At 56.2% G+C, this 20,072-nt stretch carries 18 protein-coding genes; 4 read left to right on the top strand and 14 right to left on the bottom strand.

Translation table 11 applies throughout. From position 1 onward, the window contains the following. Positions 1-19: 19 nt before the first annotated feature. From AKL27_RS18080 to AKL27_RS18115, 8 genes are read right to left on the bottom strand one after another with little or no spacing between them, the layout of a single operon-like run. Complete coding sequence (locus tag AKL27_RS18080) at positions 20-1,630, bottom strand: rhodanese-like domain-containing protein (protein ID WP_050464253.1); 1,611 nt, start codon at positions 1,628-1,630, stop codon at positions 20-22. Between the two features lie 4 nt (positions 1,631-1,634). After that, complete coding sequence (locus AKL27_RS18085) at positions 1,635-2,828, bottom strand: LLM class flavin-dependent oxidoreductase (RefSeq protein ID WP_050464254.1); 1,194 nt, start codon at positions 2,826-2,828, stop codon at positions 1,635-1,637. A gap of 9 nt (positions 2,829-2,837) precedes the next feature. Then, complete coding sequence (locus AKL27_RS18090; protein ID WP_050464255.1) at positions 2,838-4,046, bottom strand: acyl-CoA dehydrogenase family protein; 1,209 nt, start codon at positions 4,044-4,046, stop codon at positions 2,838-2,840. Then, on the bottom strand, positions 4,043-4,834 hold the full coding sequence (locus tag AKL27_RS18095) for a class II aldolase/adducin family protein (RefSeq protein WP_232311022.1): 792 nt from the start codon (positions 4,832-4,834) through the stop codon (positions 4,043-4,045). The genes AKL27_RS18090 and AKL27_RS18095 overlap by 4 nt, the downstream gene beginning before the upstream one ends. Beyond that, the gene (locus AKL27_RS18100; protein WP_050464256.1) at positions 4,831-5,685 is read right to left on the bottom strand and encodes an ABC transporter permease; all 855 of its coding nucleotides are present in this window, start codon (positions 5,683-5,685) and stop codon (positions 4,831-4,833) included. The genes AKL27_RS18095 and AKL27_RS18100 overlap by 4 nt, the downstream gene beginning before the upstream one ends. Beyond that, positions 5,682-6,671, bottom strand: a complete 990-nt coding sequence (locus AKL27_RS18105) for an ABC transporter permease (protein WP_050464257.1) — start codon at positions 6,669-6,671, stop codon at positions 5,682-5,684. Before AKL27_RS18105 ends, AKL27_RS18100 begins: the two co-directional genes overlap by 4 nt. A 2-nt stretch (positions 6,672-6,673) precedes the next feature. Continuing rightward, positions 6,674-7,486, bottom strand: coding sequence for an SDR family NAD(P)-dependent oxidoreductase (locus AKL27_RS18110; protein WP_050464258.1), 813 nt, complete (start codon positions 7,484-7,486; stop codon positions 6,674-6,676). A 24-nt stretch (positions 7,487-7,510) separates the two neighbouring features. After that, on the bottom strand, positions 7,511-9,124 hold the full coding sequence (locus AKL27_RS18115; RefSeq protein WP_050464259.1) for an ABC transporter substrate-binding protein: 1,614 nt from the start codon (positions 9,122-9,124) through the stop codon (positions 7,511-7,513). Between the two features lie 331 nt (positions 9,125-9,455). Here AKL27_RS18115 and AKL27_RS18120 point away from each other — a divergent pair, with 331 nt between their 5' ends. Next, positions 9,456-10,529 (top strand): LacI family DNA-binding transcriptional regulator, encoded by a 1,074-nt coding sequence (locus AKL27_RS18120; RefSeq protein WP_050464260.1) that lies wholly within the window; start codon positions 9,456-9,458, stop codon positions 10,527-10,529. 46 nt (positions 10,530-10,575) lie between these two features. Next, positions 10,576-12,213: an ABC transporter ATP-binding protein gene (locus AKL27_RS18125; protein WP_050464261.1), complete on the top strand. Its 1,638-nt coding sequence runs from the start codon at positions 10,576-10,578 to the stop codon at positions 12,211-12,213. A 150-nt stretch (positions 12,214-12,363) separates the two neighbouring features. On the opposite strand, the gene AKL27_RS18130 is transcribed toward AKL27_RS18125, so the two are convergent. The 5 genes from AKL27_RS18130 to AKL27_RS18150 all read right to left on the bottom strand — a co-directional run bounded on the left by AKL27_RS18130 (position 12,364) and on the right by AKL27_RS18150 (position 15,002). Beyond that, a complete protein-coding gene (locus AKL27_RS18130; protein ID WP_050464262.1) occupies positions 12,364-12,714 on the bottom strand; it encodes a hypothetical protein in 351 nt (116 codons plus the stop codon). Positions 12,715-12,859: 145 nt separating this feature from the next. Then, positions 12,860-13,501, bottom strand: coding sequence for an SOS response-associated peptidase family protein (locus AKL27_RS18135; protein ID WP_050464291.1), 642 nt, complete (start codon positions 13,499-13,501; stop codon positions 12,860-12,862). A gap of 65 nt (positions 13,502-13,566) precedes the next feature. Further along, entirely contained in the window at positions 13,567-13,959 is a 393-nt protein-coding gene (locus AKL27_RS18140) for a hypothetical protein (RefSeq protein ID WP_050464263.1), read from the bottom strand. Between the two features lie 107 nt (positions 13,960-14,066). After that, positions 14,067-14,378, bottom strand: a complete 312-nt coding sequence (locus tag AKL27_RS18145; RefSeq protein ID WP_157056987.1) for a hypothetical protein — start codon at positions 14,376-14,378, stop codon at positions 14,067-14,069. A gap of 117 nt (positions 14,379-14,495) precedes the next feature. After that, complete coding sequence (locus tag AKL27_RS18150) at positions 14,496-15,002, bottom strand: JAB domain-containing protein (RefSeq protein WP_050464265.1); 507 nt, start codon at positions 15,000-15,002, stop codon at positions 14,496-14,498. 434 nt (positions 15,003-15,436) lie between these two features. Between AKL27_RS18150 and AKL27_RS18155 the strand changes: the two genes are divergently transcribed. After that, the gene (locus AKL27_RS18155; RefSeq protein WP_050464292.1) at positions 15,437-15,781 is read left to right on the top strand and encodes a helix-turn-helix domain-containing protein; all 345 of its coding nucleotides are present in this window, start codon (positions 15,437-15,439) and stop codon (positions 15,779-15,781) included. After that, positions 15,781-17,082: a type II toxin-antitoxin system HipA family toxin gene (locus tag AKL27_RS18160; protein WP_050464266.1), complete on the top strand. Its 1,302-nt coding sequence runs from the start codon at positions 15,781-15,783 to the stop codon at positions 17,080-17,082. Before AKL27_RS18155 ends, AKL27_RS18160 begins: the two co-directional genes overlap by 1 nt. Positions 17,083-17,206: 124 nt before the next feature. Here the strand turns inward: AKL27_RS18160 and AKL27_RS18165 are convergent, their stop codons facing one another. Beyond that, the gene (locus AKL27_RS18165) at positions 17,207-19,873 is read right to left on the bottom strand and encodes a UvrD-helicase domain-containing protein (protein ID WP_050464267.1); all 2,667 of its coding nucleotides are present in this window, start codon (positions 19,871-19,873) and stop codon (positions 17,207-17,209) included. Positions 19,874-20,072 lie beyond the last annotated feature (199 nt).

Consider the following 20,072-nt stretch of genomic DNA (forward strand, 5'->3'; position numbering starts at 1 on the left):
TGTTCCTGTCGTCAATGAGTTATGCCGCACGCAGTCGATACCCGGCTTCGTCCGCGTCGCCTACCAGCGCGGGCAGGTCGGCTTCCCACTGCAGATAGGCGGCACTGGCTTGCAGGTTGCCGGCATGTCGGTCGTGCAGCCAGAACAGGTAATCGATGCGCAGAGCGTCCGCCAGCGGTGCGGACTCGCTTACCAATGGCAGATCGGCGGCTTGCCAGGCATCAAGCCCGCCCGGCAGGACGCATATTTCCACATGCTGATGTTGCGGCGCCAGGCGTTGCTCCAGATCGTAGGCCAGCAAGCACGCCACGCCGTCATCGTCGCCCAGCACTATGGCCTTGCCGGCGGTGATGATGCGAGTGAGCAGGAGATCATCGATGGCGGAGCGGTTGACCCAGAGCGAGCCTTGCGGGTGCATGCGGTCATGGCGCTCGCTGCTGCCGGTGTCGAGCACGATGGCACCGGTTGCGACCAGAGCGCGGGCTGCTGCTGCGTCCAGGGGCGGAATGTCTTCCCACGGTCTGGAGTGCGGCGGTGTGGCGACTCCGGCGTCCAGGCTGTCTTCTGCCTGCGGTGCATACAGTGCGACTTGTACGCCCAGCCGTTGCAACCAGTTGGCCACGATAATGGCGCGGCTGCCGTCGGTATCGATCAGGACCACGTGAGCGTTGCGTACCGCTACCCATTCATCGAGGCACTGGATCAGTTGCACGCCCTGCACCCAGGTCGCGCCCGGCAGGTGGCCTGCATCGAATTCGGCACGGGTCCGGATATCGAAAATGAAGGTGGTCCGGTTCGAGGTGCCCAGCCATTGGCGCAGTGTGTCTGCGGCGATGCGCGGCAGGGCTTCGCGTTGTTCCAGTCCGGCCGCTCGCGTGCGTGCCAATGCTTGTGCGGTGGCGGAAGCGGAGCTGCTTTCCTGGCCGGGTTGGCGTTGCAGGTCGAAGCCGGCCAGGCGCCAGCCCTGGGTGCCACCGGACAGCGCCACCACGGGGTTGGGAACGCCAGCGTCGATCAGGCTCTGGGCGCCGATGATGCCGCGCGTGCGGCCGGCGCAGGTGACTACCACCAGCGTTTCTGGCGAAGGAACCAGATCGGAAAACCGGGTGACGATTTCGCTGCCAGGGCAACTGATTGCGCCCGGCACATGGAAGCGCCGATGCTCCTCCAGCGTGCGCGAATCGAGCAATACCAGATCATCGCCGGCAGCCTGGCGTCGCGCCAGCTCCACCGGTTCGATATCACCGGTGTGATAGACATGCTCGACGAACTCAGAAAACGCCTTGCTGGGCACATTGACCCCCTGGAAGGTTTTGTAGCCGGCTGCTTGCCACGCCAGCGTGCCACCTTGCAGCGCGTGCACGTCGGTGTAGCCCAGCGCCCGTGCAGCATTGGCGGCGACCTGTGCCTGCGCACCGTCAACCGACACCAGCACCAGCCGGGTAGTCATGCGCGGCACACGACGCACCAGGTCCAGCTCGAAACGGCTCAGGGGAAGGTTGATCGCCAGTAGCAGATGGCCGGCGCCGAACTGGCCGGCTTCGCCGACGTCGATCAGGGCGATTTCGTGGCCGTCATGCAGCCAGTTGGAGAGAGTCGTGGGCGACAGAGTATGGGTAGTCTGCGTCATGATTTCAGGCTGTGAAGGTGTTGCTGGAAGATGATAGTGGCGCAACTGGATGGCGCAGGCCTGCTTGTTCCAGCAGCGGGATCACACGCTCACCGAAATAGGCCAGCTCCGATACGTAGTCAAAGAAGCAGAGCTGAATACCATCACAACCAGCGGCCTTGAGCTGCAACAGTTGGTCGACGATTTGTTCGGGCGTGCCGATCAACTGGATGTTGCCACCGACGATCCTTTCGTCGCGCTCGTGGCCGCGCCAAGACTGGCTGTCGCCGGTAGCATGGGTATGGAAGAAACCCTCGATGGCGCCGTGGTCGGCCTTGTCCAGGATGGCTTGGTAGACTTGGCGCGCTTCGCGTTCGGTGTCGCGGCAGATGATCATCGGATTGATCAGTGTGCGCACGTCGCGGCCCACGGCGGCGGCCTGTTGCTTGACTCGGGCGTTGAGTTCCGGCAACGCCGTGATGGCTTTGTCGAAGCGTGCACCTACCGGGCTGGTGATGAAAATCAGATCCGAATGGCGCACTGCGCTGGCAATGCCGGCCGCCGAACTGGTGGCACTGACCAGGATGGGACGACCGTGAAGTGGTTTTGGGGTGACGAAGGCTTGCTTGAGCTGCCAATGTTTGCCGTCGTAGTCGAGGTTGTCTGGACTGGACCAGAGCGCGTTGAGCACCTCGATGAATTCATTGGCAACCAGGTAGCGTTCGTCGTGGCCGATCTGTTGTTGGCCGAACATGGCCCATTCGTCCTTGCGGAAACCCGTCACGATATTCAAGCCCCAACGGCCCTTGGCGATATGGTCCAGCGTGGCGCCGAACTTGGCAAGGTGCAGCGGATGCCAGGGGCCGTAGAGGATGTGAATGGTCGATATCAGCAGGATGCGGCTGGTGACGGCGGCCAGCGCGCTGGTGGCAATGAAGGCATCCAGAGATTGTTCGCGATAGCGGGTCTCGCCACCGAAGCCGCCCTTGCTAAGCCAATGCGCCGGGCCGAACGCCAGGTCAAAGCCCAGTTGTTCGGCTTGACGCGTCAGGGCTGCGTTGTAATCGAAGCTCCAGTCGGTGTCGCGCGGCAGGGTGGACATGGTCCAGCCACCGTTGTGGATGGGCAGGAACAGACCCAGCAGCAGGGGCTGCGTCAGGGCCTGGCCGAGTGGACTATCGGCGGGCAGGGACGAAAGCGGACGGGTGGTGTCGGTCATGGTAAGCAATCAGATTTTGGTCGTGATGGGCGGCAGCGCGCCGTTGAGGTAGTAATCCCCGACGGCTTTGGCTTTGTAGGCCACCGGGTCGTGCGTGGTGTGAGTGCGGGCATTGCGCCAGTGGCGGTCTAAATTCCAGCCGCGCACGGTGGCGCCGGCGCCACCGACGCGATAGAGCATTTCACTCACACGTAGCGCAGCTTCGTTGGCCGCCATTTTGGCTTCGGCCACGGCAATCGATGCGTGGCCGAGTTCGGCGTCGCTGGCCTGGCCATCCAAGGCGCGCGGCAGGACCTTGTCGAGCGCGCGGGCGGCGCGGTCCAGCAGCGCCTCAGCGCCGTGCGCCAACATTGCCATTTCACCTACGGCGTGCAACACATAAGGATCGTCTCCGGCACGCGCGACCTTGGCCTCGGGTACCGGCCGCGCCCGTTCACGGCCATAGCGCGCGGCGTCTTCGAGAGCAGCCAATGCAATGCCGGTATCGATCGCTGCGTGCAGGATCTGGGCGAACGCGCCTTCATGCGTGCGCAGCGTGCCGGCTGGTGGTAACGGCAGATGCTCGTCATCGGCGACGTCGGCCTGTGTGAAGCGCACCGTGCCGCTGGCCGTGGTGCGCTGACCCATGCCATCCCAGTCGTCGATGATGGCGACACCAACACGCTCACGCGGCAGCAAAGCGATACTGCGTCCGCCGTCGTCACGTAGCACCAGTGCATAGAAATGGCTGGCGAACAAGCTGCCGGTGCAATAGTGTTTGTCGCCGTTGAGTTGCCAGCCCTTGCCATCAGCAGTGCGCGAGAGCGTCACGCGGATCTCACCCACTGTACCGCCACCTTTTTCTGCGGAAGCATTGGTGATCATCGCGCCTTCCCGCAGCAACGCGAAATAGCGGCGTTGCTGTGCGGGGGTACCGTACAGACGGATCTTTTCGACGCCGCACGCGTGCGGCTGGATGGCCTGAGCGATGTTGGGATCTGCCTTGGCCAGGGCGACATAGATCGCTACCAGATCGACGATGTTCAGATCCATTCCGCCGAATTCACGCGGCACGCGCGCGGCCAGCACGCCGTTTTTTGCAAGGGCCCGGATCTGCGCATGCGGCAGTTCGCGCGCGACATCGCGGTGCGCGGCGCCTTGGGCGAACTCGTGGGCGAGTTGCAGGGTAGTTGCCAACAGCGTCTGCGCGCCGGTGAGAGTGGAGTCGAGGGCGCTCATGAAGTGTAGTCCGGTTCACGCTTGTCGAGCAGTCGGCGCAGGGCGTCGAAATGCAGCTGAAAAGCAGGTTTGTTGGGGTGATTGCGGCCGTCGTGCATGGCCGTGTTACGGATCTGGTCTTGCACCTTGGCGACCTGTTGCGGGCTCAGAGACCTGGTGGGGCGACCTGTCCACAGCGCGTGCAGGTGCACGCGCGCGTAGCGTTCCAGCGAATACAGGCGGTCATAGGCTTCGGCCACCGTGCGCCCGGTGACCAGCACGCCGTGGTTGGCCATGAACAGGATGGTCTTGTCGCCCAGCACCTGGACCAGGCGCTCGCCTTCGGCCGGGTCGCGCGCCAGGCCGTCGTAGTGCTCGTCGTAGGCGATCTGGTCGATGAGCAAGGCTTCGGTTTGCCCCAGCGGTTGCAGACGCTGGTCTTCCAGGCGCACCAGCGCGCTGGCGTAAGCCATGTGGGTGTGCAAGGCCACTGCATGTTTGGGGTTGGCGGCATGGATCGGAGCGTGGATGCAGTAGGCCGAACGCTGCAGGATGCCCTCCCCGGCGATGATGCGGCCGCCAAAATCAACCGTCAGCAATTCGCTGGCGCGCACTTCGCTCCAGTGCAGGCCAAACGGCGGCACGTAGAACTGGTCGATTGTTCCTGGCACCATGGCGGTAAGGTGATTGTAGATGCCTTCGGTGAGGTCGTGCCAGACCGCCAGCCGGTGGGCGGCGGCCAAGTCTTCGCGCACGCTGCGGCGGCGCTCGGCGAGGTCCGTTGGTTCAGTTGTCATGGTGTTGCTCATCGTGCCGATTGCTTTTTCAGACGCGGATTGAAGTAATCGTTCAGGCCATTCCCGAGCAGCATGAAACTGATGACGGTGATGAAGATCGCTGCGCCCGGCAACGCCGTCATGTACCAGCTTGTACGCAGAGTCGAGCGGCCCATACCGATCATGCTGCCCCATGAAATCACGGTGGGGTCACCCAGCCCGAGGAAAGATAACGAGGCCTCGGTCAGGATGGCTTGCGCCATCAACACCGAGGTCGCCACCACCACCGGCGAGAGGCTGTTGGGCAGCACGTGCGACCAGATGACGCTGCGGCTGGGCAGACCGATGGTGCGCGCCGCCGTGACGTATTCTGCATTGCGTACTCGAAGTGCCTCCGCGCGCACCAGGCGGGCGATCTGCGGCCAGGTGGTGATGCCGATGGCGAAGGTGATGCTGGCGATGGAAGGCGTCAGGATAACCACCAGCACAATGGCGAACAAGAAGCTGGGCAAGGTCTGAAACATTTCAGTCACGCGCATCAGTACCTCATCAAGCCAGCCACGGAAATAACCTGCCGTCACACCGATGGCGATGCCTATGGTCACCGACAGCAGCGCCGCGAAAAATCCCACCGACAACGACACTCCGGCTGAGTGCATGAGGCCGGCGGCGATGTCGCGGCCCATCATGTCAGTGCCCAGAAAGTGTCCCGGAGCGCCCGGCCAGAGATTGGCCGCAGCCACGATATCGAGCGGATCGCCGGGATAGAAATGGCCGGCCAACGCGGCGCAGGCCAGGATGAACGCCAGGATGATGGAGCCCAGCAACAGAGGACGCGCACCGCCGAGGATGCGCAACCAGCGTTGGGTCACGGTTTGTATCATGAGCGGCCTCCGACGACGCGTGGATCGAGGAAGGCGTAGAGGATGTCTACCAGTAGATTCATCACCACCACCAGCAAGGAGCTGAACAGGAATACGCCCAGTAGCAGGTTGATGTCGCGGTAAAACACCGCGTCGAAGGTCAGGCGGCCGAGGCCGGGCCACGCGAAAATGGTTTCAATCACGATCGAGCCACCCATGAGCGAGGCCAGTTGCAGTCCCGTGAGTGTGACCACTGGTAGCAAAGCGTTGCGCAGCACATGCTTGAGCGACACGCGCAATTCGGAGAGACCCTTGGCGCGCGCGGTGCGCACGAAGTCCATGCCGTATACTTCCAGCATCGCCGAGCGCGTGATGCGCACGTAAATAGCGAGGTAAAAGAACGATAATGTCAGCGCCGGCAGCAGGAGGTAGCGGATGTGCTCCAGCAACCCTGCCATGGTCGTTACGGGTGGGCCGCCAATACTGCTCATGCCAGCGGAGGGCAGCCACTTCAGGTGAACAGAAAACACCACGATCAACACCAGTCCAGCCCAGAACACCGGGGTGGCGAATCCGATGGTAGAAAGCGCGGAGATCACTTCGTCCAGCCACGTGCCGCGATAGCGTGCCGAAACGACGCCCAGCGCCACACCCAAGGTGGCGGCAATACCAAGACTGGTGAGCATCAGAACCAGCGTTGGTCCGACGCGTTGCAGGATCAGGTCGGCCACTGGCATGCTGTTGTGGAACGAGAAGCCGAGGTCGAAGTGCAGCAGGTTGCGCAGGTAGTTCAGGAACACGGTGCCGGCGGGTAAATCCAGGCTGAACTGGCTGCGCAGTTGTGCCATGTATTCCGGCGTGGCGGCGCCGGATTCACCAGCGATGACATCGGCCATGTCGCCAGGTGCCAGGCGCATCAGGATGTAGGTGGTCAACACGATCAGCAGTGCAATCGGCAGCAATTGCAATAGCCGCCGGCCGATGTATCCAGGTAGGGAGGACGACATGATCAGATCACCGGGCCGGCGCCGCCATGCACGGGAATCAATGCACCCACCACATAGCTGGCGCGCGGGCTGGCCAGGAACAGGGCTACTTCGGCGACTTCTTCGGGGCGTCCGTAACGGCGCAGCGGAATGGCAGCCTGGCCTTCTGCCAGCGCCTGTTCGCGGCTGATACCACGGCGTTCGGATTCCAGTCGGAGCGCCTGCTCAATGCGTCCAGTCAGCGTGGCTCCGGGGTTGACGCCGTTGATGCGGATGCCCAGTGGAGCGTAGTGCGCGGCCAGCCCCACGGTGGCCAGCATCAGCGCGGCATTGGCGGCACCACCGGCGAGATGGGTGCTGGTGGGGTGCTTGCCACCGGTGCCAATGATGTTGACGATGGCCCCGATCTGCTCCTCGGAAGATTGACGTTGCCCGGCCCGTGCGGCCAGTCGTTCCAGCACGACGTGTTGCATATGGATGCTGGGATAGAACTTGGCGTCGAAGGTTTGCTGCCACAGGGCCGGCGTCAGTTTTTCGGGCTCGTGGCGTTTGGCGGCGCCGGCGCTGTTGACCAGCAGGTCGATCGGCCCCAACTCAGCTTCCACGGTGTCCACCGCTACTTCGCTTTGGGCGGCGTCGAGCAGGTCGGCGGCCACGCCGAACACCTCCAGTCCCTCATCGGCCAGTTCGCGCACGGCGGCGTCGATGTTTTCTTGCGAGCGCGAGACGATGGCCACGCGCGCACCTTCCTGCGCGAACCGACGCGCCACTGCTAGGCCGATGCCTTTGCTACCGCCGGTGATCAGGGCCACGCGGCCTTTGAGTTCCTGTGTCATTGTCGAGCTCCTTTCAGTGAGTGCTTATTGGTCCAGCCAGACGTTCCTGAGCGACGACAGCGCCGCATCGGGAGCCTTGCCTAGTCCGTGCACGGCCTTGTTGTAGACGGTGAAGTTGGCTTGCTCGATCAGTGGTATCACCGGCAGGTCGGTTTCGGCCAGCCGCTGGAACTGATGGAAAAGTTCAGTGCGCCTTTTTGCATTGGGCTCAACCTGAATCGCCTCGATCAATTTGTCGAATTTGGCGTTGGAGTAACCGGAGGCATTAGTCCATGGCACACCGGTGGCGATCGCCTTGGACCAGTAGTGGCGGAAACTGCCGACCTCGGGATCCAGCGTCGGTACCCAGCGCCCGGTGTTGATGTCGAAGTCATGGTCGGAATAGACCGCTTTCAGATGGCCGGCGATATCGCGGTTGCGGATCACCACTTCGATACCGACGCGTTTTAGGGACTGGCGAATGAACTCAGCATTGTTCTTGAAGGTTTCGTGGAAGTTCTGGTATTCCTGGTTGAGCGTGAAGCGCACGCCGCCGGCCTTGCGCGGATAACCTGCCTCGTCGAGAAGCTTCTCCGCCTTGGCCGGATCGAAGTTGTATTGCGGCACGCCGTCGGCAGTGTAGAAAGTCTTGAGGGCGGAAGGGATCGGTCCGGTGGCAGGCTTGCCAAGGCCGTACCAGACGGTGTTGATCAAGGCCTGTTTGTCGATGGCATGGGCGATCGCCTGGCGTACCTTGAGCTGTTGCAGGATAGGGTTGCGCAGGTTGAATTCCAAGAAAACATAAGCGGATTGCCATGTGTAGCCATCCAGACTGATGGCGAGATTGGGCAGGGCGGCGATACGTTTGACGTCCGACAGCGGCACCTGATCGAACGGTGCGTACTGGACGTCGCCGCTTTCCAGCGCTGCGGCGCGCGAGCTGGCGTCAGGGATCACGCGAAAGATCAGACGGTCGAGGTAGGGCTTGTTCGGCTCCCAGTAGTTGGGGTTGCGCTCGAGGATGATGTACTGGCCTCGTTGCCACTCCTTGAAACGGAAGGGACCGGTGCCGATAGGTTTGATGTTGTAGGGATTCTTCAGGATATCCGTGCCTTCATAGAGATGGCGCGGCAGGATCTGACCTTCATTTGCATTGAGCGAGCTGAAAATGACCAGCGAAGGATGCGACAGCCGAAACACAGCGGTGTATTTATCGGGCGTGTCGACCGCGGTGATGGCGGCAAAGGTGTTGCGTCCGCGCGGGTGGATCTTCTTCCAGATCTCCATGGCGCTGAATTGCACGTCGGCGGAAGTGAAGTCCTTGCCGTCATGCCATTTCACGCCCTGGCGCAGCTTGAAGGTGACGGTCTTGCCGTCTTCGGACACGATCCAGCTGGTTGCAAGGCTGGGTTGCGGACGTTGTTGGTCGTCAAAGGCAATCAGGCCGTCGAATACATTGGTTGCGACCACGCCGATCGGAAAGCTGGTGTTGAAGGCATTGGTCAACACCGTCGGCTCCGGCTGCACGATGGCTTGCAGCGTACCACCGCGCTTGGGTTGGATCTGCGCCTGCACCTGCATGCTCAGCGACAGGCCTGCCGCGAGTGCCAGACTGCCAATGCCGAGCAGGAACGGGCGGCGTGTGATGCGAATCGTCATTTCTTTTGCTCCGTGATAGGTCACCAGGGCGAAGGTGATTTCGCTGCATGATAACGATTCATCAAGAAGCCAAAAACTAATGTTTACGTATTTGCTTATGCGGACGATCGACTTACAAAGAAAGGTTGTTGTGCATTCAAGATGTTGCCGCATGCTCCATGCCAGTGGCGCACCAGCCGCGCAAAGGGAATGAATAATAAAGTAATTAGGAAATGAGAAATGCTTCGTGTGCCGTGTTTCGAGCACGTGGCAAGATATGAAACGATTCATACATTGAGTCACGGACAAAGCGTTTCGCGCATTGCTTATTCACACAATAAAACTCCGGGACATGCTTATCTCTGACAACCAGGTCGCCGCCGCGACGTCTTCTTCGACGCGAACGCCAAGGGAGCGCCCCACCGTGCGCGATGTGGCCTTGTTGGCGGGCGTTTCCGTTGGCACCGTGTCACGGGTGGTTAACGAGGTGCCTAACGTGAGCCCTGCGGTACGGGCCAAGGTCCGGCACGCTATCGACAAGCTGGGCTGGAAGCCAAGCATGGTGGCGCAGAACATGCGGGGCCAGGCTTCGCGCATGATTGGCTTCATTTTTTCGGATCTGGAAAACCCGTTGTATGCCTCCATGATCAAGGGCGCTGAAGATGTGCTCACCCAAGCTGGTTATCTGTTGATCGTCGGCAGCAGCAATCATCGCCCCGAGCAGGAATGCAGCCTGATTGATTTGTTCGACCAGCGCCAGGCAGATGGCCTGATCTTCACGATCACCGATGAGGACAATCCAGCCGTGCTGGAAAGCCTTGCCGGCGCGCGCTTTCCGGTGGTGATGCTGGAACGTGATGTGAGCGTGGAAACCGCCGGTGCTGTGATTGCCGACCACTATGAAGGTACCTTGCACGCCACCCGTCACTTGTTGAATCTGGGTCATCGGCGCATTGCCCTGCTGGCGGGTGGCCGCAACAATCGTGTCGGTCGCGATCGCTTGCGCGGCTTCACGGAGGCGCACCGGGAACAAGGCGTGGAGATTGATCCTTGCTTGCTGCGGGTGAACGAGGGTATCGCCGAAGATGCTTTTGGATTTCGTCACACCCAATTACTGCTCTCGATGTCGGAACCGGCGACTGCCATTTTGGCGCTGGGTCGCCATTTACTGCGGGGGGTGCTATCGGCCTGCCGCGCCAAAGGTGTACGCATTCCGCAAGACCTTTCACTGATCACCACCAACGACAGCGAATTGGCGGAGTTGGCGCAACCGGCAGTGACGGTGATTCGTTACTCTGCCTACGAACTCGGGCGTGAGGCCGCGCATTTGTTGTTGCAACGTCTGGCCGACCGCGACAACTGGAATTTCAGCCGTATCCACGTGCCCACCGAACTGGTGTTGCGTGACTCCTGCACCCGGATCTGATCGGCGTCGGGCTCCTCATCACACACAACTTGTTTGAAAGTTTCCCATGTCCGAACCGTTACTGACGATCAACGCTCTCGATATTCACTTTGGCCCTAGGCAGGTGGTGCACGGTGTTTCCTTCGACGTCAAGTCGGGCGAGAAGGTCGCTTTGGTCGGCGAATCTGGTTCAGGAAAAAGTGTGATCGCACTCAGCATCCTGAAGCTGGTGCCGGGCGCCGACGTGGCGGGACAGGTCCAGTTCGATGGTGTCGACCTGACGCTGTTGCCTCAACGCGACTTGCTGGCAGTGCGCGGGCGCGATATTGCAGTCATCTTTCAGGAACCGATGACTGCGTTGAATCCACTCTATACGGTGGGGGAGCAAATCGCCGAGGTTTACCGCGTCAAACATGGACTCAATGCACGTAGCGCTTGGGCTAAGGCCGTGGAGCGCCTTGCCGAGACTGAAATTCCCGAGCCGCAACGCCGTGCTCGCGCTTACCCCCATCAACTCTCTGGCGGCCAACGTCAACGCGCCATGATTGCGATGGCCTTGGCTAGCGAGCCGCGCCTACTGCTGGCCGATGAACCGACCACCGCGCTGGACGTGACCTTGCGCCTGCAGATTCTGGAACTGCTCGATCGCCTGCAGCGTTCACGCAACATGGCTGTGCTGATCATCACCCACGACTTGAGCCTGGTGCGACGTTTTGCCGATCGCGTCGTCGTGCTCCAGCATGGCCGCGTGGTGGAGCAGGGCGCCGTCAGCACTGTCATGCAGCATCCTCATCACCCTTATACCCGCAAGCTGCTCGAAAGCAAGCCGGTGCGGGATGTAATCGAAGCGAATGGGCAGCCAGGTGAAAGCGTGATACGGGCGCGCGAGGTCTGCGTCGACTACCGTATGCCCGCCAACTCGCTGCGTGAATTGTTTGGAAGGCAGCATTTCAGTGCCGTGCGGGATGTATCGTTCGACTTGGGGGCTGGCCGTACGTTGGGCATCATTGGTGAGTCCGGCTCCGGTAAATCCACCTTGGCGCAAGCAGTGCTGGGATTGTTGGACGCCAGAGGAGACATCGTGATCGGTGGCGCCTCCTGGGGTGAAACCAAGGCCGCAGGCTTCGCTGCACAAAAGGCATTGCGCCGGCGCATCCAGGTGGTATTCCAGGATCCCTACGCATCGTTGAGTCCGCGCATGAACGTAGGCCGCATCGTGGGCGAAGCACTGGCGTTTCATGAGCCGCAGCTCGACGCTGAGGCACGCCGTGATCGTGTGCTGTCGATGTTAGCGGCGGTCGGCCTGGGTGAAGCACAATTCCCGGGATTGTTGACGCGTCATCCGCATGAATTTTCGGGTGGCCAGCGCCAGCGCATCGCCATCGCACGGGCCTTGATCACCCATCCCGATGTACTGGTGCTGGACGAGCCCACCAGCGCCTTGGATGTGACCATCCAGAAACAGGTCTTGTCGTTGCTGCAGTCGTTGCAAAAACGATATGGCCTGAGTTATTTTCTGATTACGCATGACATGGACGTCATCCATGCCATGGCACATGACGTCATCGTTATGAAGGACGGCGCGATCATTGAGGCCGGCAGCGTGGGCGAAGTGCTGGGTGCGCCACAGCATTCTTATACGCGCTCACTTATCGAGGCAAGCAATATTCCGTCTGAAATATTGACGCAAGCGTATGCCGCTTAGGTGGCGACCAGAAAAACGGTAAAAATACTTGTCTCATCATTCATATATGCGTCGTTTCGTTCTCCGCGTGGCTGAGTACATGTGAGCTAGTTGGTATAGATGTCATCTGGAGGTCTTCGGCGAAAATTTTAGCCGCAGCTAATTTGTGGCTTATCCTTTTTTTCCGGTGATTGTATATTCGCACTTTGTCACCGGCCTTTTCCCGGTGTCCATCAATACGGTATCGAAGTTATCCGGATTGTCTGAGTACTTTATTGAAGCAATGAATTGCCATTGAGAGTACTGACTGCAATTCGCCAGACGAAATGGAATCGTGCCGAAACCGGGTACCGGGCGCACGCCGTCCATCACCTTTTGTCCTTGCTTGGTCCAGCCAATCAGAACTACTCCTTTGTGCTCCTCACCGGTCTGGTTGACAAACTTCACCACCAGATCTTCAGCTTGGACGCCAGCCGAGAATACAACTGCACACGTGGCAATGCACTGGATTATTTTTCGCATAGGGGACTTCCATTCCTGAGAAAAAATTCATTCGTGGTCCGTTGTTCTTCTTTTTGGAGATCAACGTAACGATAGTTTTCTCTCAAATGTGAACTTTGTCCTCATTCAAACGCATGATATCGACGAATTTTTGCCGCGAATCTGCTTAACGGGCCGCAGCCCATGCCTTCATGCGAGCCGCAGGAAATGGCAATAGCATGGACCGGGCGAGCTCAGGATTATTGCAAGATAGCCAATCCGCATATTCACTACGCGGCACGATGACAAGGCTGCGCTTTTCATCGCCGGGTTTGTGAAACCGCCGCATCAATGGATGCTCGTCAGCGTTGATGGTGATCTGTGTAAATGCAAACGAAACGCCACGTTCAGGTTCCTCCCAAGAGCGCCATAGTCCGGCTACGCAAAATGGTTGGCCATCGTCCATGCCTATCGCCCAGCGCTCCGCTTTTCCCGACTCGTAATTCTGCTCGTAGAAGTGATGCGCCGGCAGCAGGCAGGTTTGCCCCAGGCGCCATGCTTTGGCAAAGGCAGGTTTTTGGCCGATGGTTTCGGCGCGGGCGTTCATTGTCGTTATGCTTTTCTTGCCGGGTGGCAGGAAGCGTTTCGGAATCATGCCAAAGGTACCGACAACGAGTTCTGGCTCGGCATCTGGTGTTTCACCTGATCGAATAATCGGCGCGGCATAGTCTTGCCAAGTCTCAATGGGCCATTCTGCCGGATCATCCATTCTTGAACGAATGAAGTTGGCTATCTCCAGACGCGTAGGTGGTTTGTAGTTGACGCACATGGCAGCGCTCCCCGATGACCGGAGCTTCATTCTACGCCGTAGTGTTGCGCGTTTGCGCAACAAAATCACCTGCTGTCAGACTTGGCCAACCGCGGTCCGTGAGCAACGCGGAAGCGTTCCTCTTCGTATTGATCTTGCTCGCTCTTCAACCGTCGTCCGGCACCCACCAGGCAGAGCCACGATTGTGCATAGTCGATGATCTGGCCAGCTTCCGTATGTGCCTCAAAGCCGGTGAGCACCAATCTTTCCTCGTTGACCCATTCTAAATTGACATCCAATAGTTCGAGCAGGCGCTCGTTTTCCCCACGCGTGAGCCGTGCAGTTTTGGTGAGGCGGTTGAGTCGATTGTCACGTGTCACGGAGATGGCTAGGTCGCCATCGTAAGTAGACTCGCGCGCCCATGCCCGCTTCGGAACAAGCACGCCACGGATACGGGTTCGGATGACGGAAACTTTCATTTTGACAATAAATACTGTATATATAAACAGTATATCAGCGTTCCAGAGTGCTGATGTGTAGCTGCGCTCAGTAGGGTGAGCCTAAGGGGCACAGCATTTTCAATGTACTACATCACTGCTGTTTCATGACCCTCGAATCTGACTGATATTCCACAATCCCTGATTACCGGTAGCGACACGGGGCTGGACAACGTATCAATGATTACCCGTCCCGGATGCCTGGCCTTGGCATGCACCGAAAAAATCTTTACCGCCTCGACTTCTGATGCTGCAATCTGAATACCCTGCATTAAATTGACCGTTGTGGTGCCAGGAACCTGCAGCAGTGCAGAGACCATATAGACTGATTTTTGTGCAGGAGATGCAGCGGCACTGCCGCAGATCAAGAACATCGAAATCAACGCTGTAATGAATTTCATCATTAATCCTTTCGGTCTGTACATTTTTGATCCGCATAAGACTCCGGCCGGCGCATCAAATTCCCGATTCAAAGCATGGCATCCGGCGCAGCAAAAAAGGGGCCGAAGCCCCTTTCTTCAAAGCAGCCCGCGTTCGGCAAATGACGTCGTCTCATTACCTGCCACGATGATGTGATCCAGTATCCTGACATCGACAAGATCCAGTACTGCCTTGAGACGCTGCGTCAGGGCCTCGTCGGCCGCTGATGGTTCTGTGCTGCCCGTAGGATGGTTGTGACTGATGATGACATGGGTTGCGTTGTATTTCATCGTCAGCCGGACGACTTCACGCGGATACACCGGGGTTTGGGTGACGGTGCCCTGAAACAGCTCGACATAGTCGATCATACAAAGCTTCGCATCCATCAGAATGACCGCAAACACTTCGCGATCGTAGCCAGCCAGTTTGGCCTTGAGATATTCCTTGACCATGTTGGCTGAGATCAGTGGTACACCGCGACGAACCTTGTAATCAATGACATGACGGGCCGCATCAAGAATCTGATCGGCTGTGGCCATGACGTACTGTCCGTGATCATCACGAACCAGAAGGCTGGTATCAAAAGAAATTGGATGTGTTGCCATGTTGTGCTCCGGTAGCTGGGCGGAATTGCCCGGAGCCGCGCACAGCACGGTGCAGCGCAAGCAGTCAGGGGGCAATGCCGGCCGCAAGGACGCCAGCGTGCCTGCACGCGCAGCCCTTGACTGCGAGAACACCGTGATACGGTGCAGGGAATAGCAAGACCACCCCACAACAGGTTGACCCAACTTGGCAATAAGGCTGCGAAGCTATCTTTTTATCCCGATTTCCACATGGATAAAATGATGTCTTCAATAATCTATTATTATTAATTGATATCTGTAATTATCATTGGTGGCAACCGATCTGTTAATCTTGCAATATAAAATTGCTGTATGGAAATTAACTGAATTGGTTGTTTTAATAATCAATGCGGGCTTGTCCCACAATCCTATAAATGCTAATCTCAATTATCATTTATAGAGAAAAGCTAACTAAAATGAGCAAATTTATTCAAGAGCTCACTGGCGCACGAAAAGCCGCAGGCCTGAGCCAGGACGCTGAGGCCAGCAAGGCCGGGCTCAACCGCATGACGATCCAGAAACTGGAAGCAGAGACCATCGACCCGAAGCTTTCGACGCTGGAGGTGCTGGCGAAAGTACTCGGGATGGAGATCATGCTGGTGCCGCGTGCATTGCGGCCGGATCTGGAGGACTTTGTTCGCTCTGGAGGGCGGTATCTGGGCCAGCCGGCTGGCGTGGATGCCCCGACCTCTGTCGTGGATGATCTGCTTCGTCAGCCACCTGAATCGCTCGGAACACACAAACGACCAAAAGGGCGTTGATGACCACCGAAATCCGTTACTTGCGGTTGTACTTGCATACCCCTGCCGGGAAACAGCCGATTGGCTACCTCTCCCAGTACGGTGACATCCTGCGGGTCTCGTTCGAGCAGTCGTATATCAGCAACCCGGGCCGGCCGACGCTCTCTTTGAGTTATCAAGCCCGCACCAACGCGGCTACGGTGGAGCTCCTGAGTGCTGCGCGTGACGTGCGTCTGGTGCGAAACGACGGCAAATGGCCGTCCTATTTCCAGAACCTGCTGCCTGAGGGGCACAACCGCGAACGTTTGGCTTCGCAGCGGGGATGCCGTTCGGATGACGAGTTCGAACTGCTGGCTGCCGCCGGGCATGATTTGATGGGCGGCATCGAGGTTGAACCCATGCCTCCTGATGAGGACATTCCGGACGCTGTGCGCAACTGGCACACGACGATGGGGCTGGATGTCCTGGAGCCGGGATTCGTCGAATTCCCAGTGGAAGACGCCGCCGCATTGCCGGGCGTCGTCACCAAGTTCTCGGCTATCCACGATGGCCGGCGCTATGTCGTCAAACGTCACGGTGCAGCCGGTTCCTACATCCTGAAGCTCCCCAGCACGCGCCATCCTGATCTGGTGGCCAACGAATACATGGGTTATCAGTTGTGCCAGGCGTTGGGTTTGCATTGTGCGCAGGCGACCGTGATTTCGCGTGATGAGGCGGAGCTGCCCGAAGTGGTGCAGTTCGATAACATTCTGGCTGTAAAGCGCTTTGATCGCCGCGAGGATGGTACACGTATTCACATGGAAGAATTTACGCAGGTTCTCGGCTATGAACCTCGCCACAAATACGGTAAAGGCTTGCACAAGGACTATTCGGATGTACTGCGCGTGCTGAACGAGTTTTCGGGTAATTCAGCGCTCGACGTCCAGGAATTTGTGCGCCGGTTCGTCACGTTCATCCTTATGGGTAATACGGATGCGCACTTGAAGAACTGGGCACTGACGTATCCCGACGGTGTAACGCCACAACTGTCGCCACTCTACGATCCTGTTTGTGTGACGTCCTTTTTTGCCGGCGTACCTGAAGCTGACTATGCCATCAATCGCAAAATCGACGCTACGGTGCGCGCGCTTACCTGGAGCGATCTTGATGCATTGTTGATAGAGTCGGCGGTGCCGCGCGCCAGCAGATTGCTGCAGTTGGCCAGGCAAACTGTGAAGCAGGCACAGGCGGAGTGGCCGGCACTTTTGGAAGCGGCCCCAGAGTCAGTCAGGCTTGCCATTACCGAGCGCCTCAAGGGGGGAGTAGTTATTGCGAATGAGTGATGTGGCAATGGCCAGAGAGAAGGTGATGCAAAAAAGAAGTTCTTTTGTTCTGTTCTTGATCTCAATGGAATCAAAGATATCGCGCCCTCTTCTCTGATTCCACTTCCCCTCCATAATTGGCAACTTATACGTTATTTTTCAATTTCAGTATGGGGCGCTTCGGTGAAGATAGTGTTGAGTTTCGAATTGTAGCTGCCAAGCTTTTTTCCGAGTTATCTAACTTAGTGAATAAGTTTTGGAGCTCGTTCCAAACGCCTTCGCTAATTCCATTGTAGTTCCGTATTGTGGGCATTCTTCGGATTCCATCATAAAAAAAGGAAAACGTTTTCCACTCTGTTTGCCGTCCATTTTGGAATCGAGTTGTTCCTGTCACGGTTTGTAAAAGCTTTTCTTGCGCTGCGGTTGTAAGGCCAACAGCTTCAGGTAAATACAATATGGCGTGAGCGGTCATATTGAGTAATTCTTTATCTGAATCATCAATAAATCGTGATTTGGCGAACACAAACTTTGGCATTGGGGCTTTTGATGCATACGTATCCCAAGCACCTTGTGTAAACTTGGTTGAAATTTCCATAATGAAGGATGACGCGTTTACTGAATATGAAACGATTAATTCTGTTTTTGCGCGAGTCATCGCAACATACAGTTTGCAGATTTCTCGGTAAGATTCTTCGACAGGTAATGCGGGGGAGGGAATCACGCTGTTTGAACAATTCAAGATAATCATTGAATCAAATTCGAAGCCCTTTGTTTGTTCTAAATCGGAAACGAAAATCTGACCAGCTACGACGTCAGTGTCGCCGGTAAGAACATTTAACGATAGATTTTTTGCAATGAGCTCGATTTCACGCTGATTGTATCCACATATGGCTATACAAAATTTTCGTGACGCACCATTTTCATCTCTTAGTAGCGAGTGTAAATAATCAATTGCGTATGACAATTCGCTTGTAAAATCCTCTGCCATTAAAAGAAGAGGTGGCGAGGACGAAAAATTTGCATATTCTGGATTCAGGATCTCGATAGCGCTAGCCGACGAGAATAGCTTTTTATTTTGAATAAATAATTCAAATGCCGCAGCTAAAATTTCGCGGCTGTTCCTATAATTTTTTCTAATCGAGTGGGATCTTCCTACGATATCAATCCCGCTCTCTGAAAGCTTATGATATTTGGTTAAGACACTCTGTGCTAAATCTCCGCAAAGAAAAATATCGTTTTTCCCAGTTGCAACTAGCGCTCGAATGATTTTTAGTTCAACGCAACCAAAATCCTGCATTTCGTCGACTAAAACGCAGCGAAAAATAGGTTTTATCTTTGTGATATGTTTGTACAGCGCAGTTGCTAGCCCGAGATAGTCAATTGCGCCGACATTCGTCATCTTGCTCTCCCAAGAAGCGAGTCCATCAATGACGTTACTCCGATATCGCTCTTCCAAGGGGACCGATCGCCCTTCGCGTTCCAAACGGATATAGTTTTTTCGCTCTAAGGGACCCAAAGCACTTCTCAAATAGTCAAATTCTTGGCGAATATAATCAGATGGGAAAATGTTTCGATTAATTAGTGTCCTATGCAAAGGCTCCAATACCTTCGCTGTTATATTGTTGTTTTTACACTCGTAATATTCCGACCATATTTCATCAATATGTTCTTCGATAGCAAATTTATTTGTTTTTATTGTCTTGTCCCAATAAATCTGACCATTTTCCGGCTCAAATTCCAGAAGTTTTTCTTGACATAGTTCCCAAAATGATTGTACGACTAGATTTTTAGGGGCATCGTCCCCCATGGATGTTTCCGTTAAATCTTTGATCATTTTGGCGAGTGCCCGATTTAGCGTCAGAACTAAAATACGTTCTTGTGGAAACTCGCGAGCAAGTCGAACTGCTCTATGAATCAGTACAGACGTTTTCCCGGAGCCGCTTACTCCTGTTAATCTCGCTGGCCCATTGAAATCACGCTTAACGAATTCACGTTGACTAGGATGAAGATAGAGCATCCATTTTTGAAATGAAGCGGTCTTTAGAAAGTGGTCGAACAAAACAGCGTCGACGTCGTCATTCATGACAACTTCATCACCTGAACTAACTTTATCGATGGTGTCTTTCTGAATTACATCAAGCGGAGTGACATCGCCGTTGTGTAAATCTATACGCGCCTTTGCTTCTTGTACTGATCCGCCACGCAATAAATTAAAGGTGTCGTAAAGATGGTCAATATCACCGCTGCCATCGGCCTCTATTGCGAGTTCAAGAAGCACGTCATCTTCGACAATTGAAGTTAGCATTTTGAGCTTTACTACAAGTTCTTCCGAAAGTCCTACGCAAAGTTTGTCGAAGTATCGTGCAGGCAATTTTTCCCACAACTTTCCGGCTGAGAAATCAGGAATAGTGGTGAGTCTCTTTGACGCATCGCTTACATCGTCGCTTACTCGTGTAGCCTCAAAGACTCCGCGGCCATCGATTGTGTTCAGGTGAAAACGGATGCCTTTGTTTCGCTCAAGCCAATCGGTGCAGTCGTCATGGGTTCCCGCAAACATCAAAAAACACACGTCGTTGTGTTGGACGGTAATAAGTCTGCACGCTCCTTGCAGATCATATTTAATGCAATGCTGAATGCGACTTTCGCCGTGATTAGTAGTAGGGATACCGAAAAATACTTCCGAGACCGTATTTTTCCGTTGGGCTAATTTAAGTATGCCGCTTACCTGAGCCGCAGCCTTTCCGAATTTCCCCCCCTTTTGCATTAGATCCTGAAGGGATCCAAACAAGTCCTTCCAATGCGCAAATTTCATAGCTGTTTTTATAGATATAGTTATGGTTTTGGATATAGGCAATCACAAAAACACTCTTTTGCAATTTAACTAGAAATGTTTTTTGAAAAAATATTGTGTATCCATAATATTTATTCGACAGTGTAGCCGCAAAACTTTTCAAGTTGCAAATTGGGCAGAATACATAGAATTCATTATCTGCAGGGGAGCGTGTTAATTT

The organism is Herbaspirillum autotrophicum, from assembly GCF_001189915.1.
Taxonomy (GTDB): Bacteria; Pseudomonadota; Gammaproteobacteria; order Burkholderiales; family Burkholderiaceae_D; genus Herbaspirillum; species Herbaspirillum autotrophicum.